At 76.1% G+C, this 24,026-nt stretch carries 27 protein-coding genes; 15 read left to right on the plus strand and 12 right to left on the minus strand.

Going from position 1 to position 24,026, the window contains the following annotated elements; translation table 11 throughout:
• The first annotated feature begins 201 nt into the window (after positions 1-201).
• Genes ACZ6Q9_RS26335 through ACZ6Q9_RS26345 form a run of 3 tightly spaced genes read left to right on the plus strand, consistent with a single transcriptional unit; the run spans position 202 to position 1,757 of the window.
• Positions 202-573: an ArsR/SmtB family transcription factor gene (locus ACZ6Q9_RS26335; protein WP_357461723.1), complete on the plus strand. Its 372-nt coding sequence runs from the start codon at positions 202-204 to the stop codon at positions 571-573.
• Between the two features lie 57 nt (positions 574-630).
• Positions 631-1,191 carry an NADAR family protein gene (locus ACZ6Q9_RS26340; protein WP_396829882.1) on the plus strand — a complete coding sequence of 187 codons (561 nt, stop codon included), beginning with the start codon at positions 631-633 and terminating at the stop codon, positions 1,189-1,191.
• A 53-nt stretch (positions 1,192-1,244) separates the two neighbouring features.
• Positions 1,245-1,757, plus strand: a complete 513-nt coding sequence (locus tag ACZ6Q9_RS26345; RefSeq protein ID WP_396829881.1) for an NUDIX domain-containing protein — start codon at positions 1,245-1,247, stop codon at positions 1,755-1,757.
• Between the two features lie 129 nt (positions 1,758-1,886).
• Here ACZ6Q9_RS26345 and ACZ6Q9_RS26350 read toward each other — a convergent pair whose 3' ends face one another.
• The 6 genes from ACZ6Q9_RS26350 to ACZ6Q9_RS26375 all read right to left on the minus strand — a co-directional run bounded on the left by ACZ6Q9_RS26350 (position 1,887) and on the right by ACZ6Q9_RS26375 (position 7,199).
• Positions 1,887-2,426 carry an RNA 2'-phosphotransferase gene (locus ACZ6Q9_RS26350; protein ID WP_393266502.1) on the minus strand — a complete coding sequence of 180 codons (540 nt, stop codon included), beginning with the start codon at positions 2,424-2,426 and terminating at the stop codon, positions 1,887-1,889.
• 61 nt (positions 2,427-2,487) lie between these two features.
• Positions 2,488-3,537, minus strand: coding sequence for an aldo/keto reductase (locus ACZ6Q9_RS26355; RefSeq protein WP_393266505.1), 1,050 nt, complete (start codon positions 3,535-3,537; stop codon positions 2,488-2,490).
• Between the two features lie 184 nt (positions 3,538-3,721).
• Complete coding sequence (locus ACZ6Q9_RS26360; RefSeq protein ID WP_466021438.1) at positions 3,722-5,164, minus strand: ABC transporter ATP-binding protein; 1,443 nt, start codon at positions 5,162-5,164, stop codon at positions 3,722-3,724.
• A complete protein-coding gene (locus ACZ6Q9_RS26365; RefSeq protein WP_466021439.1) occupies positions 5,056-5,682 on the minus strand; it encodes a hypothetical protein in 627 nt (208 codons plus the stop codon). The genes ACZ6Q9_RS26360 and ACZ6Q9_RS26365 overlap by 109 nt, the downstream gene beginning before the upstream one ends.
• 279 nt (positions 5,683-5,961) lie before the next feature.
• Positions 5,962-6,384: a RidA family protein gene (locus ACZ6Q9_RS26370; RefSeq protein WP_393448519.1), complete on the minus strand. Its 423-nt coding sequence runs from the start codon at positions 6,382-6,384 to the stop codon at positions 5,962-5,964.
• On the minus strand, positions 6,381-7,199 hold the full coding sequence (locus tag ACZ6Q9_RS26375; RefSeq protein ID WP_396829878.1) for an NAD(P)-dependent oxidoreductase: 819 nt from the start codon (positions 7,197-7,199) through the stop codon (positions 6,381-6,383). The genes ACZ6Q9_RS26370 and ACZ6Q9_RS26375 overlap by 4 nt, the downstream gene beginning before the upstream one ends.
• 94 nt (positions 7,200-7,293) lie before the next feature.
• On the opposite strand from ACZ6Q9_RS26375, the gene ACZ6Q9_RS26380 reads away from it, so the two are divergent.
• From ACZ6Q9_RS26380 to ACZ6Q9_RS26390, 3 genes are all read left to right on the plus strand, one after another.
• Positions 7,294-8,187, plus strand: coding sequence for a LysR family transcriptional regulator (locus tag ACZ6Q9_RS26380; protein ID WP_396829876.1), 894 nt, complete (start codon positions 7,294-7,296; stop codon positions 8,185-8,187).
• A 51-nt stretch (positions 8,188-8,238) separates the two neighbouring features.
• On the plus strand, positions 8,239-8,733 hold the full coding sequence (gene smpB / locus ACZ6Q9_RS26385) for an SsrA-binding protein SmpB (RefSeq protein WP_396829875.1): 495 nt from the start codon (positions 8,239-8,241) through the stop codon (positions 8,731-8,733).
• A 167-nt stretch (positions 8,734-8,900) separates the two neighbouring features.
• The gene (locus ACZ6Q9_RS26390) at positions 8,901-9,293 is read left to right on the plus strand and encodes an SCO5389 family protein (RefSeq protein ID WP_393266516.1); all 393 of its coding nucleotides are present in this window, start codon (positions 8,901-8,903) and stop codon (positions 9,291-9,293) included.
• 89 nt (positions 9,294-9,382) lie between these two features.
• On the opposite strand, the gene ACZ6Q9_RS26395 is transcribed toward ACZ6Q9_RS26390, so the two are convergent.
• Together ACZ6Q9_RS26395 and ACZ6Q9_RS26400 are read right to left on the minus strand one after the other, a co-directional pair.
• Positions 9,383-10,489: a hypothetical protein gene (locus ACZ6Q9_RS26395; protein WP_393448510.1), complete on the minus strand. Its 1,107-nt coding sequence runs from the start codon at positions 10,487-10,489 to the stop codon at positions 9,383-9,385.
• A complete protein-coding gene (locus ACZ6Q9_RS26400) occupies positions 10,381-11,514 on the minus strand; it encodes a transporter substrate-binding domain-containing protein (RefSeq protein WP_393448507.1) in 1,134 nt (377 codons plus the stop codon). The genes ACZ6Q9_RS26395 and ACZ6Q9_RS26400 overlap by 109 nt, the downstream gene beginning before the upstream one ends.
• A 214-nt stretch (positions 11,515-11,728) precedes the next feature.
• Here ACZ6Q9_RS26400 and ACZ6Q9_RS26405 point away from each other — a divergent pair, with 214 nt between their 5' ends.
• The 4 genes from ACZ6Q9_RS26405 to ACZ6Q9_RS26420 are packed head-to-tail and all read left to right on the plus strand — an operon-like array spanning position 11,729 to position 14,839.
• Entirely contained in the window at positions 11,729-12,154 is a 426-nt protein-coding gene (locus ACZ6Q9_RS26405; protein ID WP_393266523.1) for a TOBE domain-containing protein, read from the plus strand.
• A gap of 44 nt (positions 12,155-12,198) precedes the next feature.
• On the plus strand, positions 12,199-12,969 hold the full coding sequence (gene modA, locus ACZ6Q9_RS26410) for a molybdate ABC transporter substrate-binding protein (RefSeq protein ID WP_393450167.1): 771 nt from the start codon (positions 12,199-12,201) through the stop codon (positions 12,967-12,969).
• Complete coding sequence (locus ACZ6Q9_RS26415; protein ID WP_350707271.1) at positions 12,966-13,778, plus strand: ABC transporter permease; 813 nt, start codon at positions 12,966-12,968, stop codon at positions 13,776-13,778. The genes modA and ACZ6Q9_RS26415 overlap by 4 nt, the downstream gene beginning before the upstream one ends.
• Positions 13,775-14,839: an ABC transporter ATP-binding protein gene (locus tag ACZ6Q9_RS26420; RefSeq protein WP_393266527.1), complete on the plus strand. Its 1,065-nt coding sequence runs from the start codon at positions 13,775-13,777 to the stop codon at positions 14,837-14,839. Before ACZ6Q9_RS26415 ends, ACZ6Q9_RS26420 begins: the two co-directional genes overlap by 4 nt.
• A 115-nt stretch (positions 14,840-14,954) precedes the next feature.
• Here ACZ6Q9_RS26420 and ACZ6Q9_RS26425 read toward each other — a convergent pair whose 3' ends face one another.
• Positions 14,955-15,380 (minus strand): type II toxin-antitoxin system Phd/YefM family antitoxin, encoded by a 426-nt coding sequence (locus tag ACZ6Q9_RS26425; RefSeq protein WP_357701938.1) that lies wholly within the window; start codon positions 15,378-15,380, stop codon positions 14,955-14,957.
• A gap of 165 nt (positions 15,381-15,545) precedes the next feature.
• On the opposite strand from ACZ6Q9_RS26425, the gene ACZ6Q9_RS26430 reads away from it, so the two are divergent.
• Both ACZ6Q9_RS26430 and ACZ6Q9_RS26435 read left to right on the plus strand, forming a co-directional pair.
• The gene (locus tag ACZ6Q9_RS26430; protein ID WP_396829872.1) at positions 15,546-16,331 is read left to right on the plus strand and encodes an RNA ligase family protein; all 786 of its coding nucleotides are present in this window, start codon (positions 15,546-15,548) and stop codon (positions 16,329-16,331) included.
• Between the two features lie 83 nt (positions 16,332-16,414).
• A complete protein-coding gene (locus ACZ6Q9_RS26435) occupies positions 16,415-17,143 on the plus strand; it encodes a hypothetical protein (RefSeq protein WP_396829871.1) in 729 nt (242 codons plus the stop codon).
• A 199-nt stretch (positions 17,144-17,342) separates the two neighbouring features.
• Here the strand turns inward: ACZ6Q9_RS26435 and ACZ6Q9_RS26440 are convergent, their stop codons facing one another.
• A complete protein-coding gene (locus ACZ6Q9_RS26440) occupies positions 17,343-17,918 on the minus strand; it encodes a GNAT family N-acetyltransferase (protein WP_396829870.1) in 576 nt (191 codons plus the stop codon).
• A 78-nt stretch (positions 17,919-17,996) separates the two neighbouring features.
• Between ACZ6Q9_RS26440 and ACZ6Q9_RS26445 the strand changes: the two genes are divergently transcribed.
• From ACZ6Q9_RS26445 to ACZ6Q9_RS26455, 3 genes are read left to right on the plus strand one after another with little or no spacing between them, the layout of a single operon-like run.
• Complete coding sequence (locus ACZ6Q9_RS26445) at positions 17,997-18,521, plus strand: PadR family transcriptional regulator (RefSeq protein ID WP_393266538.1); 525 nt, start codon at positions 17,997-17,999, stop codon at positions 18,519-18,521.
• Positions 18,518-19,198 carry an ABC transporter ATP-binding protein gene (locus tag ACZ6Q9_RS26450; RefSeq protein WP_396829869.1) on the plus strand — a complete coding sequence of 227 codons (681 nt, stop codon included), beginning with the start codon at positions 18,518-18,520 and terminating at the stop codon, positions 19,196-19,198. The genes ACZ6Q9_RS26445 and ACZ6Q9_RS26450 overlap by 4 nt, the downstream gene beginning before the upstream one ends.
• Positions 19,195-21,477, plus strand: a complete 2,283-nt coding sequence (locus ACZ6Q9_RS26455; protein ID WP_396829867.1) for an ABC transporter permease — start codon at positions 19,195-19,197, stop codon at positions 21,475-21,477. Before ACZ6Q9_RS26450 ends, ACZ6Q9_RS26455 begins: the two co-directional genes overlap by 4 nt.
• Positions 21,478-21,503: 26 nt before the next feature.
• Here the strand turns inward: ACZ6Q9_RS26455 and ACZ6Q9_RS26460 are convergent, their stop codons facing one another.
• Entirely contained in the window at positions 21,504-22,601 is a 1,098-nt protein-coding gene (locus tag ACZ6Q9_RS26460) for a (Fe-S)-binding protein (protein ID WP_396829866.1), read from the minus strand.
• The gene (locus tag ACZ6Q9_RS26465; RefSeq protein ID WP_393266547.1) at positions 22,598-23,983 is read right to left on the minus strand and encodes an FAD-binding oxidoreductase; all 1,386 of its coding nucleotides are present in this window, start codon (positions 23,981-23,983) and stop codon (positions 22,598-22,600) included. Before ACZ6Q9_RS26465 ends, ACZ6Q9_RS26460 begins: the two co-directional genes overlap by 4 nt.
• Positions 23,984-24,026: the final 43 nt, after the last annotated feature.

A 24,026-nucleotide genomic window follows, 5' to 3' on the forward strand; every position in this document is an offset into this window, starting at 1 on the left:
CGTCACGACGAGGATCATGGACCACGGGTGCGACATCGTCGCCGGGGGCCGGCGGCCCCAGGGGCGACGACCGCCGGCGCGGGGTGGCGCGGTTGGTCGCGGTCAGGGCAGCCCGGGCGTACGACCTGGGGTCGCGTCTCCGACACCGACCCGCGTTCATCAGGTCTCGCCTAATTAAGTTGAAGTTGATATAAATGACGGGTGCACGCCTTCGATGTGCTCGGCGACCCGGTGCGGCGCCGCATCCTCGAACTGCTCACCGACGGTGAGATGACCGCCGGTGGGCTGTGCGACGTGATCCGGCGCGAGTTCGGGATCTCCCAGCCCGCCGTCTCGCAGCACCTCAAGGTGTTGCGGGACAACGGCTTCGCCACCGTGCGCGCGGAGGGGACCCGACGGCTCTACGCCGTCGACCCCCGGCCCCTGCGGGAGGTCGACCAGTGGCTCGACCACTTCCGTCGGTTCTGGACGCCGCCCCTGCAGGCCCTCGCGACCGAGCTCGCCCGGGGCATGCGCGAACGGCGGCTACGCGGGCGGCCCGGCGACGCGCCCGACGACGACGGCGACCGCTGAGGGCGCCCCGGAGAAACGTGCGGCGTTCTGTCGGAGCCGTCGGGCAGACTCTCCGGCATGTCGCCGCGATCCGTCGCCGCCCTCGTCGCCGCCACGCAGGCCGGCGAGAGGGTCCGCTACCTGCACTTCTGGGGCCACCGGCCGCGCCGCGACGGCGGCGTCGGGCCCGGCTGCCTGAGCCAGTGGTGGCCGGCCCCGTTCCGCGACGGCGGCCGGACGTATGCCACCGCCGAGCACTGGATGATGTGGCACAAGGCGATGCTGTTCGGCGACGCGGACGTCGCCGCCCAGGTCCTGGCGGCCGGGCACCCGCACCGCGCCAAGTCGCTCGGCCGCCGCGTGCGCGGTTTCGACGAGGCGACCTGGGCGGCCCGGCGCTACGACATCGTGGTGGCGGGCAGCGTCGCCAAGTTCGGCCAGCACGACGGCCTGCGGGCGTTCCTGCTGGCCACCGGCGAGCGGGTGCTCGTGGAGGCCAGCCCGGTGGACCGTGTCTGGGGCATCGGGCTGGCCGCCGACGATCCGCGCGCGGAGGATCCGCAGGCGTGGCAGGGCGCGAACCTGCTCGGCTTCGCCCTGATGGACGCCCGCGACGCCCTCCGCGCGGGCGGTTCGTGACCGCGGGACCGCTGCCGGGCGGCTCCGGAGCGGGGCGGGTAACGTCCTGCGGCATGACGGCCGCCGCGTACTCCCACTGCTCCTTCTGCGGCGTGGCCTACCCGGCGGCGGCCGGATGGCCGCGGGTCTGCGCGGCCTGCGGCGAGACCGTCTGGCGCAACCCGCTGCCCGTCGCGGTGGCGGTGCTGCCGGTCCGCACGGACGCGGGCCTCGGCGTGGTCGTCGTCCGCCGGGACATCGAGCCGGCACGCGGCCTGCTCGCGCTGCCGGGGGGCTTCATCGAGTACGGCGAGGAGTGGCAGGAGGCCCTGGTCCGAGAGCTGTGGGAGGAGACCGGCCTGCGCGCCGACGCCGCCGACGCCCGCCTCTTCGCGGTGCACAGCGCCCCGGCCGGCGGCACGATGATGGTCTTCGGGGAGCTGCCCGAGCAGCGGGCCGAGGCGCTGCCGCCCTCGGCACCCACCGAGGAGGCCACCGAGTGGCTGGTGCTCACCCAGCCGACGGAGTTGGCCTTCTCCACCCACACCCGGGTGCTCGCCGACTTCCTCGCGCAGCGGGCGGCCTGACCCGGGCCGGCACCGCGTTACCCTGACCCGGGCCGGCACCGCATTACCTGACCCGGGCCGGCACCGACGCGCGGCCTGACCGGGCCCGTACCATCGGCGCCGGTTCGGTCGGGCTCGGGGCGTGGCCGGTCAGACCGCGAGGTAGCGGGCGGGCACCGCGTCGGTGAGCCAGACCCCGTTGGCGCTGCGGTAGAAGGCGTGCCCGTCGCGGGCCATCCCCGCCGCGTCCACCGTCAGGATCACCACGTCTCCCCGCCGGCGGGCGCCCACCTGCCGGGCGGTCGCCACGTCCGGTGACAGGTGGACGTGGTGCCGGCCGCCCCGGTGCAGACCGGTCGCCCGGATGGAGTCGAGGGCGACGCTGCTGGTGCCGTGGTAGAGCCGCGCCGGCGGCGGACACGGCGTGAGCCCCAGGTCGACCGGGATGGAGTGCCCCTGGTTGGCCCGGATCCGCTCGACGCCGTCGGGGCCGCGTTCGACGGCGAAACGCTGCTTGTCGTTGCCGGCGACGACGGCGTCGAGGTCGACGCGGCCGACCCGCAGCGCGGTGAGCAGGTCGTCGACCGGCACCCAGCCGGCCCCGTCGGGCACGAGGCCGAACCGGGCGGGCTGGTGCCGCAACGCCAGGGACATCCGCTTGCTCAGCCCCACCATCGCCCGATGATCCACCCCCGAAGTCTGCCTCCCCGAGCATGATCCGCGCCAGGCGATTGGGCGGGCAGGCCGGCGGTCAGGCGGCGGGCCGGTCGGCGGTCGGGCGGCGACGGCGGGCCGGGTCGGTGAGCGCCGGCGGGCGCCAGACGCCGTCCGGGGCGTACAGGTCGGTGCCGGGTGGGACGATCTCGTCGATCCGGTCGAGCGTGGCGTCGTCGAGGGTCAGCGCGGCGCTGGCGAGCAGCCCGTCGAGCTGCTCCATCGTCCGCGGCCCGAGGATCGCCGAGGTGACCCCGGGGTGGGCCACGGTGAACGCCACGGCCAGCTCGGGCAGCGAGCAGCCGACGTCCCCGGCCAGCTCGACCAGCCGCTCGACCGCCTGGTACTTGGCGGCGTTGCCGGGGATCGACGGGTCGAACCGGGCCGGAGTGAGCGCGGGTCGGCCGGCGGCCAGGTCGACGGGGCGGCCGTGGCGGTAGCGGCCGGACAGGAAGCCCGAGGCGAGCGGGCTCCAGACGAGCACCCCCATGCCGTACCGCTGGCAGACCGGGAGCACGTCGGCCTCGATGCCCCGGGCCAGGATCGAGTACGGCGGCTGCTCGGTGCGGAACCGGCCGAGGCCGCGCCGCTCGGCGACGTGCTGCGCCTCGACGATCTCCTCGGCCGGGAACGTGGAGCAGCCGAACGCCCGGATCGTGCCGGCCCGGACGAGGTCGCTCAGGACGCCGAGGGTCTCCTCGATGTCCGTGGTGTGGTCGGGGCGGTGCACCTGGTAGAGGTCGATCCAGTCGGTGTCGAGCCGGCGGAGGCTGTCCTCGACGGCCCGCAGGATCCAGCGTCGCGAGTTGCCGCCCCGGTTGCGCCCCTCCCCCATCGGGAAGTGCACCTTGGTGGCGAGCACGACGTCGTCCCGGCGGCCTCGCAGCGCCCGGCCGACGATGCGTTCGCTCTCGCCGGCCGAGTACATGTCGGCGGTGTCGACCAGGTTGACGCCGCGGTCGAGGGCGGCGTGGATGATCCGGACGCAGTCGTCGTGGTCGGGATTGCCGACCGCGCCGAACATCATCGTGCCGAGGGCGTGGACGCTCACCTCGATGCCGGTGCCGCCCAGGACGCGGTAACGCATGCTCGTGCTCCTCGTGTCGCCGCGCCCGGCGTGGGTCCGCCGGGCGTCCGGGCCACGCTAGGAATTCGAGTGCGCTGGAAGTCAACACGGGAGCCACCCGGACCGCCGGTCGGTCTCCGGTGCGCCGCGCCGCCGACGTCGGGCCGCCGGCCGGCGGACCGTACGGCCACGGCGGGGCGGCCGGTCAGCGGGGCAGGCCGTCGTCGGCCGCCGGGGAACGGGCGAGGTAGCCGCTGGCCTGCAGGTCGAACAGCTCCCGGTAGAGGCCGTCGGCCGACATCAACTCGTCGTGGGTGCCCTGCTGGACGAGCCGGCCCCGCTCCATCACGAAGATCTGGTCGGCGTGCCGGACGTTGGCCAGCCGGTGGGTGATCAGCACGACGGCCCGGTCGGGACGGCGACGCAGGTGTTGGAAGAGCGCGTGCTCGGCCCGCGCGTCCAGGGCGGCCGACGGCTCGTCGCAGATCAACAGGGCGGCGTGCCGGTAGAGGCCCCGCGCGGCGACGAGCCGCTGCCACTGCCCGCCGGAGAGGTCCTGTCCGTCCTTGAACTCGCGGTCGAGCAGGGTGTCGTACCCGAAGGGCAGGCCCGCGATCATGTCGTGCGCGGCCGCCGCCCGCGCGGCGTCGTGCACGCTGGGCCCCGGCCGCTCGGGCGCCCGGTCGTGCCGGCCGATGCGGATGTTCTGCCGGGCGGTGAACGGGAACTTCCACCAGTCCTGCGTCATCACCGCCACGTGTCCGCCCGTGGCCCGCGGATCCAGCTCGCGGGCGTCGACCCCGTCCCAGCGGACCGCGCCGCCGGTCGGCCGGTAGAGCCCGGCGATGAGCTTGGCCAGGGTCGTCTTGCCGGAGCCGTTCTCGCCAACCAGGGCGACCACCTGGCCGCGCCGCACGGTGAGGCTGACCTCGTCGACGGCCGGCCGCTCGGTGTCCGGGTAGCGCAGGCTGACGCGGTCCAACTCGACCGCGTCGAACCCGTCCACCGCCCGCCCGCCGCCGGCCGGGACCCGCGCCCCGGCCCGGTCGAGGAAGTCGCGGTAGTCCTGGTAGTAGAGGGCGTCCTCGTAGAGCGAGTTCGTGGCGAGGACCGCGACGTTGAGGCTCGTGCGGGCGGACTGGAGGGCGAACAGTGCGGTCGCGGCGGCGGCGAGCGCGACCATGCCGTTCAGCAGCAGCGCGGCGAGGACCGCGTAGACGCCGAAGGTGGCGAGGCCCGCGGCGGTCGCGCCGGCCACCCGGGTGGTGGTCTGCGCCCGGACGAGCCGCAGGTGGGCGCGGGTCTCGACGGTCATCATGGCGCGGTACTCGGCGAGCAGGAAGTCGCGCATCTGGTAGGACCGGACCTCGGCGGCCGTGTGCCGGTTGGCCATCAGCTGGGCCAGCATCCGCATCCGCCGCTGCCGGGTGATCCTGGCCAGCATGGCCAGATACTGCCGGCGGGCGATCCGGACGGCGGTGGCCGCCTGCGGCACCGCCGCGAGGAGCAGGCAGGGCAGCAGCACCGGCTGGATCACCGTCACCGCCACCGCGGTGGCGAGCATCCCCACCACCCCGGTGACCAGGTTGACGGTGTGGTCGACGATGTAGGCCGCCTCGCCCATGCCCCGGTCCCGGGCCCGGTCCATCTCCTCGGCGAACCGGCGTCGTCGAACGCGGCCAGGTCGACCGCCGTGGTGGCCTCGAAGAGCCGCAGCTCGACCTCGTAGTTGATCTGGGGCGTCAGCCGGGCCTGCGCCCAGCCGGCCGCGATCGTCAGCCCGCCCCGCGCCGCCACAGCCGCCGCCGCCAGGGTCAGCGCCGGCAGCGCGGCGCGGACGCGGTCCGGGGTGGGCCCGGCGGTGAACAGCTCGCGCAGGACGCTGGTCGTGGCGAGCAGCCCGAAGGTGGTCATCACCCCGGCGGCGACGTTCAGGCCGATCGAGGCGACGGTGTCCCGGCGGCTGGTGGACCAGGCCAGCGCGACCGCCTCCCGGACCAGCCGGGGCAGTCGGCGGGCGACCGCCCAGAAGCTGGTGTGGGCGAACTCCCGCGCGTGGTGCATCCAGTCCGCGTCCTCCAGCTCCGGCAGCAGCGCGGTGGCGGAGGCGTCGTCGGGGTGGTCGTCCTCCCCGGACGGCCGGCGCTGGCGGGTCATCGACTCCACGGACGCTCCTCGGGCGGCGGGGCTGACCGGATGCCCCCGCCGGGCGGGGTGGCCGTGACGCGTCCGACCGGCGAGGACCGCCCGAGACTACTGGCTGCGATCGCACGATGTCTCCACGTGTTCGGCGTGTCGAACGAGCGTGCTAACGGCGTGTCGCGGGGCCGGCCCGCGCCACCGCCCGGCTGGTCCGGCGACGCCCGGCCCCTACGGTCGGCCCCGGGTGCCCGCGACCACGCACGCCGGCCCGGCCACCGCCGGAGGTGACCGGGCCGGCATGGATCAGGCCGCGGCGCCCGGGCCGGTGACGGCGGCCGTGATCTCCACCTCGATCAACGCGCCCGGCAGGAAGAGGCGGTTCACCTCCACCGTCGTGCTGGCGGGCGGGGGCGTGGCGGTGAAGAGCCGACGCCGGACCGAGGCGTACCCGGGCAGGTCGCCGAGGTCGGTCAGGAACGTCCGGATGTGCAGCACGTCCGCCAGTCCCGCGCCGTGGGCCGACAGCACGCCGCCGACGATCTCGAAGATCCGTTCGGACTGCGCGACGATGTCGCCCGGCCCGACCAGGTGGCCGGCGTCGTCGACGGCGACCTGGCCGGCGAGCACCAGCAGGGCGCCGCCGGGCAGGTCGAGGCGGGCCACGTGGGCGAACCGGTCGCCGAACGGCGCCGCGACGGCGGGCGGGTTGTCGAGGGTGAGGTTCACGAGCGCTCCAGGCTGACGAGGGTGGCGATGTCGGTGGTCGGGTCGGGGGCGGCGTCGAGCACGGTGCGGGTCGCCCGGACCAGCGGGGCCGCGGTGGCGCCGAGCGCGGCACGGGCCAGGTCGAGGTCCTTGCGGGCGAGGGCGACCGGGAAGTCGGCGTCGCGGGCGGCGGCCCGCCCGAGCACGCCGCCGAGCGGACCGCCGGCCAGCGCGTCGAGGGCCGCGGCCGGGTCGACGCCGACGGCGCGGGCGACCGCGAGGGTGTCGGCCAGCCCGCCGAGGGCCACGAGCAGCGCCGTGTTGAGCACGAGCTTCAGCGCGGCCCCGCTGCCGGTGCCGCCGCAGTGGCGTACGGCGCCGAGCGCCGCCAGGACGGGGGCGACCCGGGCGGCGGCGTCGGTGCCGCCGGCGAGCACGCGCAGCCGGCCGGCGCGGGCGGCGGCCACGCTCCCGCCCACCGGGGCGTCGACGAGGTCGACGGTGGCGGGGAGCCGCGTCGCCAGGTCGTGGACGGCGGCTGGGCCGATGGTGGACATCTCGACCAGGCAGGCGCCCGGTGGCAGGGCCGGGACGGCCCCGTCCGGCCCGAACAGCACCGCCTCGACGGCGGCGGCGTCGGTGAGCATCGTGATGGCGACCTCGGCGTCGTGGGCGGCCCCGGCCGGCGTCCGGGCCACGTCCGCGCCGGCCTGCCCGAGCGGGGCGGCGCGGGCGGCGGTGCGGTTCCACACCGTCACCTGGTGGCCGGCGTCGAGCAGGCGCAGGGCGATCGACGCCCCCATCCGCCCGGTGCCGAGTACGGCGATCTTCGTCATGCGGGAAACCGTAGGCAGCGCGCTGCCATGCGACCAACGAATCTTTCCGATGGCCGCCATGCGGGTGGTGCATGGGTTCACGTACGCTCGCGGGATGCAGCCGCTGGCCCTGGAGGTGTTCCGGACGGTGGCCCGGCACGGCTCGATCACGGCCGCCGCCCGCGAGCTGCGCTACACGCAGTCGGCGGTCTCCCGGCAGGTCGCCGCGCTGGAGGCCGACCTCGGGGTGGCGCTGTTCGACCGCCTTCCGCGCGGCGTCGCGTTGACCGAGCCGGGGCGGTGCCTGCTGCCGCACGCCGACGCGGTGCTGGAGCGGCTGGCCACCGCGCACCGGGACCTCGACGCGCTGCGCGGGCTGGGTGGCGGCCGGCTGCGGGTGGGCGCGTTCCCGACCGCGATGGCGGCCCTCGTGCCGCGCGCGCTGGCCGGATTCCGGGACGCGCACCCGCGGGTGGCCCTGTCGGTGGTGGAGGGGCGGACGCCGGACCTGCTGGAGCTGCTGCTCGCCGGCGACGCCGACGTCGCCGTGGTGAGCGCGCCGCCCGACCGCCCGCTGGACCCCGGGCGCTTCGACCTGCACCACCTGCTCGACGAGCGCCTGCTGGTCGCGGTCGCCCGGCAGCACCGGCTGGCCCGGCGCCGCACGGTGCGCCTGGCGGAGCTGGCCGACGACCCGTTCGTCGCCGGGTCGCCCGGCGGCGAGGACCCGTTGATGCGCGCCACCATGCCGCCCGACTTCCGGCCCCGGGTGGACATCGTCGCCGCCGACTGGACCGGCAAGCTGGGCTGCGTGGCGGCCGGTCTCGGGGTCGCGCTGGTGCCGGCGCTGGCGGTCCGGGCCGCCCCTGCCGACCTGGCCCTGCTGCGCCTGCACGCCGACGACGCGCCGGCCCGCCGGGTGTACGCGGCCACCGCCGCCAGGCGGCACCACCCGCCCGCGGTCGCCCGCCTGCTCGCCGGCCTGGCCGGGGAGGCCCGCCGGCTCTGAACGAAACACCGGGCCCGTCGCCCGGGGCGCCGGGCGGATATCCTCCACCGGGTGAACGCGGGCCGGCAGACCGAGCGCACGCTGATCGCCTCGAACAAGAAGGCGCGGCACGACTACACGATCCTGAAGACCTACGAGGCGGGCATCGTGCTGGCCGGCACGGAGGTCAAGTCGCTGCGCGAGGGCCGGGCGTCGCTGGTCGACGCGTTCGCCCAGGAACACGACGGCGAGCTCATGCTGCACGGCCTGCACATCGCCGAGTACGGCTTCGGCAGCTGGACCAACCACGCGCCCCGACGGACCCGCAAGCTGCTGCTGCGCCGGGTGGAGATCGCCCGGATCCTGGAGAAGACCCGCGAGGGCGGGCTGACCCTGGTGCCGCTGTCGATGTACTTCGCGGGCGGCTGGGCGAAGGTCGAACTCGCCCTGGCCAAGGGCCGGAAGTCGTACGACAAGCGGCAGGCGCTGGCCGCGCGGGACGCCGACCGGGAGATCGCCCGCGAGCTGGGCCGCCGCCTCAAGGGCCGCACCACCCGGCGGGGCTGACCGCCGCCACCACCTCTTCCCTGGTTCGCCGCCTGCGGTGCCCTCACGTCACGCTGCGTCGCCGCGGCGCGCCTGTCGGTGCTTGACGGGGCGTCGCCGCCCGTGGTCTGCTCGACGCGAGTCGGTAATGGCAATCGTAGTCATTATCAGTGAGCCCGAGGAGAAGCATGTCTCTCACCGTCTCCCCCGCCCTGCTCGACGCCGCCGAGCGCGGCCCCGTCGACGACACCGAGTTCATCGCCTGCGTCCGCGACTCGCTGCCGTACGCCTGGCAGACCGTCAGCCGGGTGGTCGCCGAGCTGGAGTCCACCGGCACGGACCACGCCGACAACGTGATCCCGCCGCCCGGCGACGCCGAGCGCGGCCAACTGCTGCGGGCGCTCGCCAGCGACGCCATCCGGGCCGGGCTGGAGCGGCACTTCCAGGTGAAGCTCGCGTTCCAGAACTGCCACCGGGTCGCCGCGTTCCGCCCGGCCGCCGTCGACTCCGACGCCTACCGGCGGTTCGTCTCCGCCCGGGGCCAGCTGCTCAACCAGTCCCCCGAGCTGCGCAACTGCTGATCCGCCCGGTCGCGCGACCGCGGGCGGGACGGGACGCCGTTCCGCCCGCCGGTCGACGGACAGGCCGCGGACACGCAGCCCGCGTCGGGTCAGCGGGGGCCCGGGGAGGGCGGCGCGGGCGGGGCGGCGGGACCGGGGGCCGGCAGGCGGCCGAGGCAGCGCGGGTCCGGCCGGCCCACCGGCTGCCGGGGGATCATCCAGTCCAGCGCCGTCTCCTCCACCGGCCAGCCGTACACGTCGACCCGGCTGACCGGGATCCGCCCGGGGTCGGGGCAGAGCCGCTGGCCGCGTACCAGGTCGTTGGGCAGGAAGCGCACCTCGCCCCGAGCGTCGAGCACGATCGTCATCCGGTCGGTGACGGTGACCGCCTGGCCGCGTACCACCTCCCGGGCCGGGCCCGACTCGGCGCCGACCTCCACGGCGACGGCGGGCAGCAGCGGGACCCGCAGGAAGACCACCCCCATCACCAGCGGCACCACCGCCGCCACCGCGTACGCCAGGGTGCGGGTCAGCGCCGGGGCGACCGGGCGCGGCACCGGGCCGGTGAGCACCGCCGCCCCCAGCGGCGGCACGACCAGCAGCAGGGCCGTGGCCAGCTCCCCGTGCCGGGCGGCGGCCAGGACGGCCGGCGCCAGGCACGCGTAGCTCGCGGCCCCCGCGACGACGGGCAGCAGCAGGCCGGTGACCAGGAGCCGGCGGGGCCGGTCCGGGTGGCGCAGCCGGGTCCGCAGCGCCAGCAGCCAGAGGGCGAGCATCAACAGCAGCGGCAGGAACCGCAACTGCCAGGTGAGGGCCGCCAGCGCGATCGCCGCCACCAGGACCCAGCCGGGGGTACGCACGGTGCCGTAGGCGAGCAGCGAGCGTTCGGGGTCGAACCGGTCAGGCGCGCTGACCTGGAGCAGCCGGCCGAGGACGGCCAGCACCAGCACGACGAGCGGAAACGCCCACACCAGCGCGATCAGCAGGGCGCTGAGCAGCCCGAGCGGGCTGACGTACTGCACCAGCAGCAGCATCGTCGGCATGTCCTGCCGGCTGAGCCGCCACAGCCGCAGCACGAGCAGCAGCACCGGGAACGCGGGCAGCAGCGTCAGCAGCCACTGCTGCGCCTGTTGCGCCTGCTTCGTGCCCGGGCGGCGGTCCGGACGCCCGACGGCGGCCGGCTCGGAGACGGCAGCGCCCATCTCTCCCACGGCCACTGCCGCACCTCCACCTTCTCCTCGGGCTCCGGCTGCCGGCCGACCGCCACCTGCTGCGGGTTGCTGTACTGCTGCTCCGAGGCCAGATAGCGGTCGAACGCCGCCTTCCACCGGTCGCCGTCCGGGCCCTTCGCCGACTGGTAGAGGGAGAGGTTGACGAGGTCCCGCATCGCCGGGTTGGGCCCCGTGTTCACCCCCCACTTCTCCGCCGCGTCCGCGCCGATGTCCCAGTGCCGCAACTCCGTACGCCGCAGCAGCTTCGTCGCCGGCGGCAGCTCGCCGGGCGGACGCGGGCCCACGAAGCCGGCCAGGATCGCCGCGTCGGTGGTGACGGCGTCGACCTCGCCGTCGTAGAGCGCCTGGACGCACTGGCTGATCCGGTTGCGACCGATCGGGTTCGCGCCCGCCTCGCGCAGGCGCTGCTCCGAGGTGGACGTCCCCAGCGTGCAGACCTTCGCCTTGTCGAGGTCCCGCAGGCTGGCGACCTGCCGGCGGTCGGACGCCCGCGTCAGCACCGACTGCTCGGTCTCCAGGTAGGGGAAGGAGAAGACCACGCCCTGGTCCCGGCGCTCCTCGGTGATGCTGTAGGAGGCGATGACCAGGTCGACCGTGACGAAGCTGCCGTCGGTGTCGCGGGCCTGCCGTCGGGCCCGGTCCTCGCTCTCGATCGGCAGCAGCGTCACCTCCGGCGCGTCGAAGCCCAGGTCCTCGGCGATCATGTAGGCGATGTCGATGTCGAAGCCCTCGAACGCGCCGTTCTCCAGTTTCTGCGCCACCCCGGGCTGGTCGTCCTTCACCCCGATGAGCAGCCTGTCGCGGTTGGTCAGCCCGGCCCGCTCGCGCAGCTCGTCCCAGGTGGGCGGGCCGCTGGCGACGATCACCCGCACCGCGGCGACCGCGACCACCACCAGCAGGAGCAGCAGCGCCGCCAGGCGCACCTGCCGGGACCGCGACATGCCACCGGACGCCGCCGCCACGGCCGGCAGCCCCGGCGAGTCGCCGCCGGTCTCCTTGTCCTGACCCAACTCGGCCTCCCGGTCGCCGCCCGCGCGAGCCCTCCATTGTGGTCCACGCCGCACCGCCGCGACAGTACGGAAAGCGACCGACACCGCCCGTGTCGACGCCCCGGGTGATGCGTGCCGCCTCTCGCGAACGCCAGGGCCATCTGCCCAGGAGGCGGCAATCGCGAGGGCAGAGCGGGCCAACTCATCGCATCTGCCGGATGGTTAGGATGGGCCGGTGACGACGTTCCGCATCGGCGAGGCGGCCGAGTTGCTCGGGGTCAGCGCCGACACCGTGCGCCGGTGGGTGGACGCCGGCCGGCTCACCGCCGGCCGCGACGAGCACGGGCACCGGGTGATCGACGGGGTCGACCTCGCCGCGTTCGCGCGTGGGCAGGCCGCCGACCCCGACGAGCGGTCGGACTCCTCCTCGGCCCGCAACCGGCTGCGCGGCATCGTGGTCAACGTCGTCAAGGACACCGTCATGGCGCAGGTCGACATCCAGGCCGGGCCGTTCCGGATCGTCTCGCTGATGAGCCGGGAGGCCGTCGACGAGCTGGACCTGCGGGTCGGCTCGCTGGCCGTCGCGGTGATCAAGTCGACCACGGTGGTGGTGGAACGGGCCACCACCCCGGCCAGCAGCAAGGGAAGGCAGACATCGTGACGGCGACACCTCGGCCACGGCCCGGACGCCCGGGCCGGCGCTGGCTGCGTACGGTGGCGGCGGTGCTCGCCCTCGCGGGCCTGGCGGGCTGCGGCGGCGAGGGCTCGGCCGCCGGGGGCCCGGCCGGCGGCACGGGCGTCGGCGGCACGGTGACGGTGTTCGCCGCGGCCTCGCTGACCGAGTCGTTCACCCGGCTCGGCCGGGACTTCGAGGCGGCCCACCCGGGCACCACCGTGGTCTTCAACTTCGCCGGCAGCTCGGCGCTGGCCGCCCAGATCAACCAGGGCGCGCCGGCCGACGTGTTCGCCGCGGCGGCGACGCGGAACATGGCCACGGTCACCGAGGCCGGCAACGCCGACGGCGACCCCGCCGTCTTCGCCCGCAACCAGCTCGTCGTCGCCGTGCCGAAGGGCAACCCGCGCGGCGTGACCGGGCTGGCCGACCTGACCCGCCCCGGGCTGACCGTCGCGCTCTGCGCCGAGCAGGTGCCCTGCGGCGCGGCGGCGCGCACGGCGCTCGACGCCGCCTCGGTCAGCCTCACCCCGGTCACCCTGGAGCAGGACGTCCGGGGCGCGCTGTCGAAGGTGCGCCTCGGCGAGGTCGACGCGGCCCTCGTCTACCGCACGGACGCGCTGGCCGCCGCGGCCGACGTGACCGCCGTCGAGTTCCCCGAGTCCGCCCGCGCCGTCAACGACTACCCGATCGTGGCGCTGCGGGACGCGCCCAACCGGGACGGCGGGCGGGCCTTCGTCGCGTACGTCCGCTCGGAGCGAGGGCGGACGGTGCTCACCGAGGCCGGCTTCCAGGCGCCGTGAGGCGGACCGACGGCGTGCGGCGACGGCGGGGCGCCGGAGTGCCGGTCGCGTTGCTGCTGCCGGCCGTGCTCGGCCTGGCGTTCCTCGTCCTGCCGCTGGTCGGGCTGCTGGCCCGTACGCCGTGGGCCACCCTGCCGCAGCGGCTCACCGAGCCGGGCGTGCTCACCGCGCTGCGGCTGTCCCTGCTGACCGCCACCCTCGCCACCCTGCTCTGCCTGCTGCTCGGGGTGCCGCTGGCGTGGCTGCTGGCCCGCGTCGAGTTTCCCGGCCGCCGCCTGGTACGCGCCCTCGTCACCGTGCCGCTGGTGCTGCCGCCCGTGGTCGGCGGGGTGGCGCTGCTGCTGGTCTTCGGCCGGCGGGGGCTGCTCGGCGGCTGGCTCGACGCGACCTTCGGGATCACCCTGCCGTTCACCACCGCCGGCGTCGTGCTGGCCGAGGCGTTCGTCGCGATGCCGTTCCTCGTCATCGCCGTCGAGGGCGCGCTGCGCGGCGCGGACCGCCGGTACGAGGAGGCGGCGGCGACCCTCGGCGCGGGCCGGTGGACGACGTTCACCCACGTCACCCTGCCCCTGGTGGCCCCCGGCCTGGCGGCCGGGGCGGTGCTGTGCTGGGCCCGGGCGCTCGGCGAGTTCGGCGCCACCATCACCTTCGCGGGCAACTATCCCGGCCGGACGCAGACCATGCCGCTGGCGGTCTACCTGGCGCTGGAGACGGACGTGCAGGCCGCCGTGGTGCTCAGCCTCGTCCTGCTCACCGTCTCGGTGGCCATCCTGGCCGGGCTGCGCGACCGCTGGATCACCAGCCCGTGAGCGCGCCCCTGCTCGACGCCCACCTCGTCGTGGACCGGGGCGGATTCCGCCTCGACGTGCCGTTGCGGGTCGCCGCCGGCGAGGTCGTCGCGCTGCTCGGCCCCAACGGCGCGGGCAAGACCACCGCGCTGCGGGCCCTCGCGGGCCTGCTCCCCCTGACCGCCGGCCACCTCACCCTCGACGGCGTCGACCTGGACCGGCCGGCACGGCGCGCCTGGACGCCGACGGAGCGCCGACCCGTCGGCGTGGTGTTCCAGGACTACCTGCTCTTCCCGCACCTCACGGCCCTGGACAACGTGGCGTTCGGGCCGCGGCGGCACGGCGCCGACCGGCGCACCGCCCGGGAGACCGCCCGCGCCTGGCTGGACCGGGTCGGCCTGGCCGAGCACGCCCACCGCCGGCCCCGGCAGCTCTCCGGCGGGCAGGCGCAGCGGGTGGCGCTGGCCCGCGCGCTCGCCGTCGCGCCGGCGCTGCTGCTGCTGGACGAGCCGCTCGCCGCCCTCGACGCACGCACCAGGCTGGACACCCGGGCCGAGCTGCACCGGCACCTCGCCGCGCACCCGGGGGCCACCCTGCTGGTGACCCACGATCCGCTGGACGCCCTGGTGCTGGCCGACCGGCTGGTGATCGTCGAGGAGGGACGGGTGGTGCAGGAGGGGGACGCCGCGACGGTCACCGCGCGGCCCCGCACCGACTACGTGGCCCGGCTGGTCGGGCTGAACCTGCACCGGGGCCGCGCCGACGGGCACCGCGTCCGGGTCGCCGACGGGCTGACCCTCACCGTCGCCGACCGGATCGTCGGGGACGCGTTCGTCGCCTTCCGGCCGTCGGCGGTGGCCCTGCACCCGTCCCGGCCGGAGGGCAGCCCGCGCAACACCTGGGCGGCGACGGTGGCCGGGGTGCAGCGGCACGGAGACAACCTGCGGGTGCGGCTCGACGGGCCGGTCGAGGTGGCAGCGGACGTCACTCCGGCCGCTGCCGCCCAGCTCCGGCTGGCTCCGGGGCAGCCGGTCTGGGCCGCCGTCAAGGCGGCGGAGACCCACGCGTACCCGGCCGTCTGACGACGCCAGCGGGACACGGCGCCGCCGCGCGTCACGGCGGCGCTGGCGTCACGGTACGGTGCCGCCAGTTGTCACGGCGCGGGGCCGCCGGCGACACGGCGCGGGGCCGCCGGCGTCAGGGCGCGGGGTCGGCGGCCAGCAGGTCGGCGTGGGCGGCGCGCAGCCGGGCGAGGTCGGGGTCGCTGCCCGGCCGGACGCGGCGGTCGAGCTCGGCCCACGCCTCGGCGAGGGCGGCGGTGACCGCGCGCAGCTCGGCGGAGTGCCGCCGGCTGCTGCGCCGGTGCGCCTCGTCGAGCCGGCGGGCCCAGCCGGCGGTCACGGCGGCGAGGCGGTCCGCGTCGGCGCGGGCCTGGGCGGCCGTGCGGGCGGCGGCGGCCGGCACGATCGCGGCGACCGGTCGGGGATCGCCGTCGCGGGTGACGACGGTGACGGCGTCGGTCAGCTCGGCCAGCGCGACGAGCTGGGTGAACCGGGTGCGCGCCTCGCGCAGCGGCACCGAACGCGGCTGGTCGGTGTGCGGGGTGAGAGCGGGGACAGCCATGGATGGATGGTCGCCGCCGGGTACGACATTTCCGCCCGCCGACGGTCCAAGGTGGACGCGACGGATCGGAAATTGCCGCGAGGCGCCCCGTCGCGGGCGGTTACGCTGCCCGCCCAGCGCCGCGCCGCAGCCCGGTGCGGCGGACCTGCCACCCAGGAGGATGCCGTGTCCAGCCTCGACGTCCGGACGGTCGACCTGCGGGCCATCAACTCGCTGACCAAGTACCCGTCGATCCCGACCTACCACGCCCTCGACCCCCGCGACGGCGGGCTGTTGGCGGAGTGCGTCGAGTTCACCGGGCCGGTCACCCTCACCGAGAAGATCGACGGGACGAACGCCCGGATCGTCGTGCTGCCCGACGGCGCGTACCTGATCGGCAGCCGGGAGGAGTTGCTGTACGCGCGCGGCGACCTGATCGGCAACCCGGCGCTCGGCATCGTCGACGCGCTGCGCGACGTGGCCGAGCGGCTGACCGGCGCGGCGGCCGACGACCGGGTCACCGTCTTCTACCTCGAGGTGTACGGCGGCAAGGTGACTGCCGCCTCCCGGCACTACACGGCCAGCCGCCAGGTCGGGCACCGGCTGTTCGACGTGGCGGTGCTGGACGACCCCGCGCCGATGCTCTCCTGGCCGGCCCAGCGGATCTCGGCCTGGCGCGACGGCGGCGGCCAGCGCTTCCTCGGCGAGACCGACCTCGTCGCGCGGGCCGACGCGCTGGGCCTGGCGACCGTGCCCCGCCTCGCCACCGTCGCCGCCGGGGAACTGCCGCGCGAGATCGACAAGACCCACACGTTCCTCGTCGACCACCTGCCGCGGACCACGGTGGCCCTGGACGGGCCGGCCGGCCGGTCCGAGGGGCTCGTGCTCCGCGCCGCGGACCGCTCGGTCATCGCCAAGGCGCGGTTCCAGGACTACGAGCGCACGCTGAAGCGCCGCGAGGGCCGGCGCTGACCCCGGCTCGGCGGCGCGCCCCGATGCCGCCTGAGCCAGCCGCGAGACGACGGTGGCCGACGACTGACGGGGGGAGGCGACGGGTGACCACGGGGACCTACCGGTTGGCCCGGCAGACCGCGCGGTGGTGCCGGTTCGCGGCGGTGACCGTGGAGGTGGAGCCGGCGGCGAGCGCCGAGGTGACGGTGTCGCGCACGGCCGGCGGCATGCCCACGGAGCGCCGGGAGGCCGAACTGGGTGCCCGCACCGGGCTGCACGCGCTGGGCGACGACGGCCGCCTGCGGGTGGTCGTCACGGACATCCGGGCCAGTGCGGTCGACACCGGCGTGGGCGACGTTCACGAGGCCGCCGCTCGTGCGGTGTGGCGAGCGGCCGGCGGCGATCCGGTCCGCCGCGGCTACGACGGCTTCGGCGATCCCGAGCTGGTCGCCGTCTGGCTGCGGGACCGGATCGGCCTCCGGCTGGACGGGGTCACCGAGGCCCGGCACTGGTACGAGGGGCGACGCGACGGCGACGCCGGGAGCCTGCTGTACGCCTGGCTGCACTTCGCCGACCGCCCGCCGACGCGGCTGCACGGCCGGAGCGAGGAGCTGCTGCTCGACGTCACCGATCCCCACGGGCCGTACGACATGGCGGAGCACGGCGAGGTCCGGGTGGGTCCGGCGCGCCGGCCCGACCTGCTGGCCACCGGGGTGGGCGAGCGGCTGAACCGCGCGGCGGTGCTGGTCGAGCCGTCCACCGGGTACTGCTCGGGGCTGCTGCTGCGGCTCGGCGGCATCGACCTGCTCGTCGCCACCCTCGGGGACGAGTGAGTGCTGGCACGGAGTCCGGCGCGGTCGGCGGTCGAGGCACAGTGGTCGGTCAGGCCGGCACACCTCGACGACGGCAGTTGACCGGCCTCGCCGCGCGACCCGGAGGCAGCTGCGCGGGTTTCCCGGCACCCGGTCCGGCCGCAAGAGCGCGTACGCCAAGCTGCTGGTGCGCGCGCTGGAGCCGGACCGGGTGCCCCGCTCACTCGACGCGGTGCTCGACCACGTCTGACCGGCGGGCCCGCCACTCGGGCGCCAGCACCGACCACACCTGAAGGTCGATCCGCCCGTCCGGGCCGGGGTAGACCTCGCGCAGCGTCCCGTCGTGGCGCATGCCCAGCCGCTTGGCGGTGGCGATGCTGCGGGCGTTGCGGGCGTTGGTGCGCCACTCGACCCGGTGGATGCCCCGCTCCTCGACGGCCCAGTCGACGATGCGCTCCACCGCCCGGCTGACCAGCCCGTGACCCTCGGCGGCGGGCTCCAACCAACAGCCCGCCTCGCAGACGCCCGTCGCCGTGTCGAGCGAGACGAACAGGACCCCGCCGACCAGGGTGCCCTGTCGCCACAGGCCCCAGATGCCGCCGGCGCCGCGCGCCCACCGGTCGGCGTGGCGCTGGAGCACGGCCCGGGCGGAGTCGAGGTCGGTGGCCACGAACGCCGGCGACACCCAGGGCGCGATGTGCTCGCGGGCCCGGTCCAGGTGGGCGAGGAACTCCTCGGCCCGCCAGGGTTCGAGGGGACGCATCTCGACGTCCTCGGTCAGGGACAGGGCGAACACGTGACCTCCCATGCGACGGATACCGCCACACCCTACCGGTATACACACCGCGTATACGTGATGTGTATAGTGCCCGACATGTCGATCGGACAGACCTTCCTCGGCCTGCTGGAGGCCACCCCCCGCCACGGCTACGACATCAAACGCCTCTACGACGAGCGCTTCGGCCACGCCCGCCCGCTCGCGTACGGGCAGGTCTACGCCACCCTCTCCCGCCTGCTGCGCAGCGGCCTGGTGGAGGTGGAGGCGGTCGAGCCCGGCGAGGGCCCGGAGCGCAAGCGGTACGCGATCACCGAAGCCGGCGTCACCGATGTCGGGCAGTGGCTGGCCCGGGCGGAGAAGCCCGAGCCGTACCTGCAGAGCATCCTCTACACCAAGGTGGTGCTGGCCCTGCTGACCGGCCGTTCCGCCGCCGACCTGCTCGACGTGCAGCGCGGCGAGCACCTGCGGCTGATGCGCGAGCTGACCCGCCGCAAGCGCGACGGCGACCTCGCCGAGCAGCTGATCTGCGACCACGCCCTGTTCCACCTGGAGGCCGACCTGCGCTGGCTGGAGCTGACCGCCGCCCGTCTCGACGACCTCGCCGCGGCGGTCCGGTCGTGACCGCGCCGCTGCTGGTCGCCGAGGACCTGCACCGCTCCTTCGGCCCCACCCGGGCGCTCGCCGGCGCCAGCCTGCGCGTCCACGAGGGCGAGGTGCTCGCTGTGATGGGCTCCTCGGGCTCCGGCAAGTCCACCCTGCTGCACTGCCTCGCCGGCATCGTCCGGCCCGACTCCGGCCGCGTGCTCTTCGCCGGCCGTGACCTCGCGACCCTCACCGACGCCGAGCGCAGCGCGCTGCGCCGGGAGTCGTTCGGCTTCGTCTTCCAGTTCGGTCAGCTCGTGCCGGAACTGACCTGCCTGGAGAACGTGGCGCTGCCGCTGCGGCTGGACCGGGTCGGCCGCCGCGAGGCGGAGCGCCGGGCCGCCGAGTGGCTGGACCGCCTGGAGGTCGCCGAGGTGGCCGGCAAACGGCCCGGCGAGGTCTCGGGCGGGCAGGGGCAGCGGGTGGCGGTCGCCCGGGCGCTGGTCACCCGCCCCCGGGTGGTCTTCGCCGACGAGCCGACCGGCGCACTGGACTCGCTCAACGGCGAGCGGGTGATGCGGCTGCTCACCGCTGCCGCCCGGGAGACCGGCGCGGCGGTGGTGCTGGTGACGCACGAGGCGCGGGTCGCCGCGTACTCCGACCGGGAGGTGGTGGTGCGCGACGGCCGCACCCGCGACCTGGAGGTCGTGGCGTGACGAGGCTGCGCCACGGCGCGGCCGACCTGGCCATGGGCGCCCGCATGGTGCTGACCGGCGGCCGCGACGGCTGGCTGCGGGCGGTGCTGACGGCGGTCGGCGTGGGGGTCGGGGTGGCGATGCTGCTGCTCGCCGCCGCGGTGCCCGGCGCGCTGAACGCCCGCGAGGCGCGCGGCGACGCCCGCGACGACCTGCGGATGGGCGCGCCGATCCCGGCCGCCGCGAACACGCTGCTGCTCCGGCAGGTCGACACCGCGTTCCGGGGGCAGCCCGTGCGGGGCCGGATGCTGCAGGCCGAGGGGGCGGCCGCACCGGCGCCGCCGGGCGTGGCGACGCTGCCCCGCGCGGGCGAGGTCGTGGTCTCCCCCGCGCTGCGCGACCTGCTCGACTCCGCCGACGGCGCGCTGTTCGCACCCCGGCTGGGCGGGGCCCGGGTCACCGGGGTCATCGGCGACGAGGGCCTGGCCGGCCCTCGGGAGCTGGCCTTCTACCTGGGCAGCGACCGGTTGAGCGCGGACGACGACGCGATCCGGCTGGACGCGTTCGGCGGCGGGATGCCCGGCGAGGGCTTCGGCCCGGTGCTGATGGTGCTGGTGGTCGTCATCTTCGTCGTCCTGCTGCTGCCCATCGCCGTCTTCCTCGGCGCGGCGGTGCGGTTCGGCGGCGAACGCCGCGACCGGCGGCTGGCCGCGCTGCGGCTGGTGGGCGCGGACGCCGCGATGGTCCGGCGGATCGCCGCCGGGGAGGCCACGACCGCCGCGCTGCTCGGCGTCGCGGTCGGCGGCGCGCTCTTCGCGCTCGGCCGCCAGGTGGTGCCGCTGGTCACCCTGATGGACCTCAGCGTGTACGCCGCGGACGTGCGCCCGCCGCTGCCGCTGGTCGCCGCCGTGGTGGTGGCGGTGCCGGCGCTCGCCGTCGTGGTGACCCTGGTGTCCATGCGCACCGTGCTCGTCGAGCCGCTCGGGGTGACCCGGCGCGCGACGCCGGTGCGCCGCCGGCTGGCGTGGCGGCTGCTGCTGCCGGCCGCCGGGCTCGGGCTGCTGCTGGCCGGCACCGCCGGTGTCGCCCCGCTGGGCGCCGAGCAGCAGACGGCGGCCGGTGCGGTGCTGCTGCTGATCGGCGTGGTCACCCTGCTGCCCTGGTTGACGGACCTGCTGGTACGCCGGCTGCGCGGCGGTCCCGTGCCGTGGCAGCTCGCGGTGCGGCGCATCCAGCTCGACAGCGCCACCTCGGCGCGCCTGGTCAACGGCATCGCGGTCGCGGTGGCGGGCACCATCGGGCTGCAGATGCTCTTCGCCGGCGTCTCCGACCGGTTCACCGTCGCCACCGGGCAGGACACCTCCCGGGCCCAGGTGCAGGTGGAGTTCCCCGCCCGCCCCGACGCCGCCGCGGCGCTGGGCCGGCTGGCCGCCGCGCCCGGCGTGACCGGCAGCAACGCCACCCTGCGGACCGTCGTCGGGGCCGCCGGGGGCGGCACGTTGGTCGACCTGCGGGTCGGCGACTGCGCCGCGCTGGCCGAGTTCGCCCGGCTCGACGGGTGCGCCGACGGCGACGTCTTCCTGGTCCGCGACGCCACGGCGCCGCAGGCGGAGATCCGGCCGGGCGCCACCGTCACGGTGCCGGACGTCGACGGGTCGGCCTGGCAGATCCCCCGGGACACCCGGGAGGCGCCGATCCGTCCCGGCCCCGCCGGCCACGCGCAGACCAGCGTGCTGGCCACCCCCGGTGCGGTCGACGCCGCCCGGCTGGGCCCGTTGCGCGCGGACGCGTACCTGCGGCTCGCGCCCGACCGGCCGGACGCGCTGGAGCACGTCCGCAACGTCGCCGCCGGCGTCGACCCGTTCGCCTCGGTGCTCACCCTGACCGGGACCACGCAGGCCACCCAGTTCGTCAACATCCGGCGCGGCCTCTACGTCGGCGCGGCGGTCACCCTGCTGCTGATCGGGGCCAGCATGCTGGTCGGCGTGCTGGAGCAGCTACGGGAGCGCCGCCGGCTGCTGGCGATGCTGGTCGCGGTGGGCACCCGGCGCGGCACGCTGAGCTGGTCGGTGCTGTGGCAGACCGCCGTGCCGGTGGCGATCGGGCTCGTCCTGGCGGTGGCCTTCGGGCTGGGGCTGGGCGCGGTGCTGCTGCGCATGGTGCAGGCGCCGGTCACGGTCTCCTGGCCGGCGCTGGGCATCTCCACCGGGCTGGGCGCGGCGGTGGTGCTGCTGGTCACCGGGCTCAGCCTGCCGGCGCTGTGGCGGCTGACCCGGCCGGACGGCATCCGCACCGAGTGAGGCCACGAGCCGGCGTCCCGACCCGCTCAGACCGGTCGGGACGCCGGCTCGACGCGGGTGAGCAGCTCGGCCAGGTGCACGGCCCGGACGGGGGACCGGCGCCGGCGCAGCCCGGTGCGCAGCTGCCGCAGGCAGCCCGGGTTGACCGCCACCACCAGATCCACGCCGGCGGCCTCGATCTCGTCGAGCTTCGCGTCCAGGATCCGCCGCGACTCCTTCGGCCGCAGCAGCGAGTACGTGCCGGCGGCGCCGCAGCAGGTGGCCGCCGAGGGCAGCTCCACGTAGTCGGCGACCTGGCGCAGCAGCGCCCGCGGCTCGGCGAAGACGCCGAGGCCGTTGCGCAGGTGGCAGGAGTCCTGCAGGGCGACCCGGGCGCGCCGGCCGGCCACCCGCAGCTCCGCGCCGGCGGGCCGGTCGGCGAGCCAGGTGGACAGCTCGCGCACCCGGTCCCGGCCGAGCACGGAGGCGAGGTGCGCCGCGCAGCCGCCGGAGGTAGTGACGATCGTGCCCGGCAGGTCCTCGCCGAGGCGCTCGGCCAGCCGCTCGCCGCCGGCCAGGTCGCCGTTGTGCGCGTGCAGCGCGCCGCAGCAGCCCTGCGCGGTGGGGACGGCCAGCCCCGGGTCGAGCGCCCGGGCGGCCCGGCTGACCGCCGGGAACAGGCCCCGCTCGACGCAGCCCAGCATGAGCTGCGCGTCGGGCCCGCCGGCAGCACCGGGCTCGGACGGCGGGGCGGCGGCCGGGCCGTGGGCGGCGCGGCGGACCAGGCCGAGCAGCCGCAGCACCCACCGCTGCTCGACCAGCAGCATCAGCGCGCGGGCCACCAGCGGCCGGCGCGGGCCGCGCCACTGGTGGACCCGCCACTGCTCCAGCAGGCTGCCGTACTCCACGCCGGCGGGGCAGACCGGTTCGCAGGCGCGGCAGCCCAGGCAGAACGAGGACTGCTCGGCGAGCGTGTCGTCGTCCGGGGGCAGGGTGCCGTCCTGCAGCGCCCGCATCAGCGTGATCCGCCCGCGCGGCGACGACGCCTCGTCGCCGGTCATCGCGTACGTGGGGCAGGCCGGCAGGCAGAACCCGCAGGAGATGCAGCGGGACAGCTGCTCCGGGTTGAACACGTCGCCGGTCACGAGCCCAGCTTTCCGGGGTTGAGGACGCCCGCCGGGTCGAAGGCGCTCTTGATCCGGCGCAGCAGGGCGAGCTGGTCGTCGCCGAGCCGGGCGGCGAGGAACGGCAGCTTCGCCGCCCCCACCCCGTGCTCGCCGGTGATGGTGCCGCCCAGGTCGAGGGCGGCGGCGAAGACGTCGGCGAAGGCCGCCTCGGCCCGGCGTACCGCGTCGTGGTCCTCGGCGGAGTCGAGGACGCAGGTGGGGTGCAGGTTGCCGTCCCCGGCGTGGCCGAAGGTGGCGATGGCGACGTCGTGCCGGACGGCGATCGCGTCGATCCGGTCGACCATCTCGGCGATGCGCGGCCGGGGCACGGTGGCGTCCTCCAGGATCGTCACCCCGCCCCGGCGGGACAGCGCCGGCAGCGCGCAGCGGCGGGCGGCCAGCAGCGCCTCGGCCTGGGCGACCTCGCGGGCGGTGGTGACCTCCACCGCGCCGGCGTCGACGCAGGCCGCGCCGATCCGGTCGAGGTGGGTGGCGACCAGGTCCGGCGGGCCGTCGTCGCCGAAGAGGAGCAGCGCTCCCGCGTCGGCGCGCAGCCCCAGGTGGGCGAAGTCCTCCACCGCCGTGATGCAGGCCCGGTCGAGGAACTCCAGCGTCGCCGGCACCACGCCGGCCCGGATCACCCGGGCGACGGCCTCCCCCGCCTCGGCGAGCGTCGGGAAGTAGGCGACCCCGGTGTTACTCGACGCGGGCGCGGGCAGCAGCGCCACCGTCGCCTCGGTGATCACCGCGAGGGTGCCCTCGGAGCCGGTGAGCAGCCGGGTCAGGTCGTACCCGGCGACGTCCTTCCACAGCCGGCCGCCGGTGCGGATGACCTCGCCGGTGGGCAGCACCGCCTCCAGGCCCAGCACGTAGTTGCGGGTCACCCCGTACTTCAGCCCGCGCAGCCCGCCGGCACAGGTGGCGATGGTGCCGCCGACGGTCGCGACGGTGCGGCTGCCCGGGTCGGGTGCCCAGAGCAGGCCGCGCGCCGCGGCGGCGTCGGCCAGCGCGGCGCTGGTCACGCCGGGCTGCACCCGGGCCAGCAGCTCGTCGGCGCTGACCTCCAGGATCGCGTTCAGCCGGGTCAGCACCAGCACGATCCCGCCGTGCAGCGGCACGGTCGCGGCGCACAGGTTGGAGCCCGCGCCGCGCGGCACCACCGGCACCCCGTGCCGGGTGGCCAGGGCCAGCACGGCGGCGACCTCGGCGGTGTCGGCGGGGAACACCACCGCGTCGGGCCGATGCGAGAAGAGCGGGGTCGCGTCCCGGGCGTACGCCACGAGGTCGCCGGCCGCGTCGTGCACGTGGGCCGGGCCGACGATGCCGCGCAGCTCGGCGAGGACGGTCGCGGACAGCGCCATGCCAGCCCTTCCCGGCGCGGTTCCGCGCCCGTAGCTTTTTGCC

The sequence above is a fragment of the Micromonospora sp. NPDC049139 genome, from assembly GCF_055586845.1.

Bases quoted from the DNA above. Each gene is read 5' to 3' on its own strand.
- ACZ6Q9_RS26340 (WP_396829882.1), top strand. From the start codon at position 631: ATGTCGCCGCGATCCGTCGCCGCCCTCGTCGCCGCCACGCAGGCCGGC.
- ACZ6Q9_RS26345 (WP_396829881.1), top strand. From the start codon at position 1,245: ATGACGGCCGCCGCGTACTCCCACTGCTCCTTCTGCGGCGTGGCCTAC.
- ACZ6Q9_RS26355 (WP_393266505.1), bottom strand. From the start codon at position 3,537: ATGCGTTACCGCGTCCTGGGCGGCACCGGCATCGAGGTGAGCGTCCAC.
- ACZ6Q9_RS26360 (WP_466021438.1), bottom strand. From the start codon at position 5,164: ATGGACCGGGCCCGGGACCGGGGCATGGGCGAGGCGGCCTACATCGTC.
- ACZ6Q9_RS26375 (WP_396829878.1), bottom strand. From the start codon at position 7,199: ATGACGAAGATCGCCGTACTCGGCACCGGGCGGATGGGGGCGTCGATC.
- ACZ6Q9_RS26380 (WP_396829876.1), top strand. From the start codon at position 7,294: ATGCAGCCGCTGGCCCTGGAGGTGTTCCGGACGGTGGCCCGGCACGGC.
- ACZ6Q9_RS26390 (WP_393266516.1), top strand. From the start codon at position 8,901: ATGTCTCTCACCGTCTCCCCCGCCCTGCTCGACGCCGCCGAGCGCGGC.
- ACZ6Q9_RS26425 (WP_357701938.1), bottom strand. From the start codon at position 15,380: ATGGCTGTCCCCGCTCTCACCCCGCACACCGACCAGCCGCGTTCGGTG.
- ACZ6Q9_RS26445 (WP_393266538.1), top strand. From the start codon at position 17,997: ATGTCGATCGGACAGACCTTCCTCGGCCTGCTGGAGGCCACCCCCCGC.
- ACZ6Q9_RS26465 (WP_393266547.1), bottom strand. From the start codon at position 23,983: ATGGCGCTGTCCGCGACCGTCCTCGCCGAGCTGCGCGGCATCGTCGGC.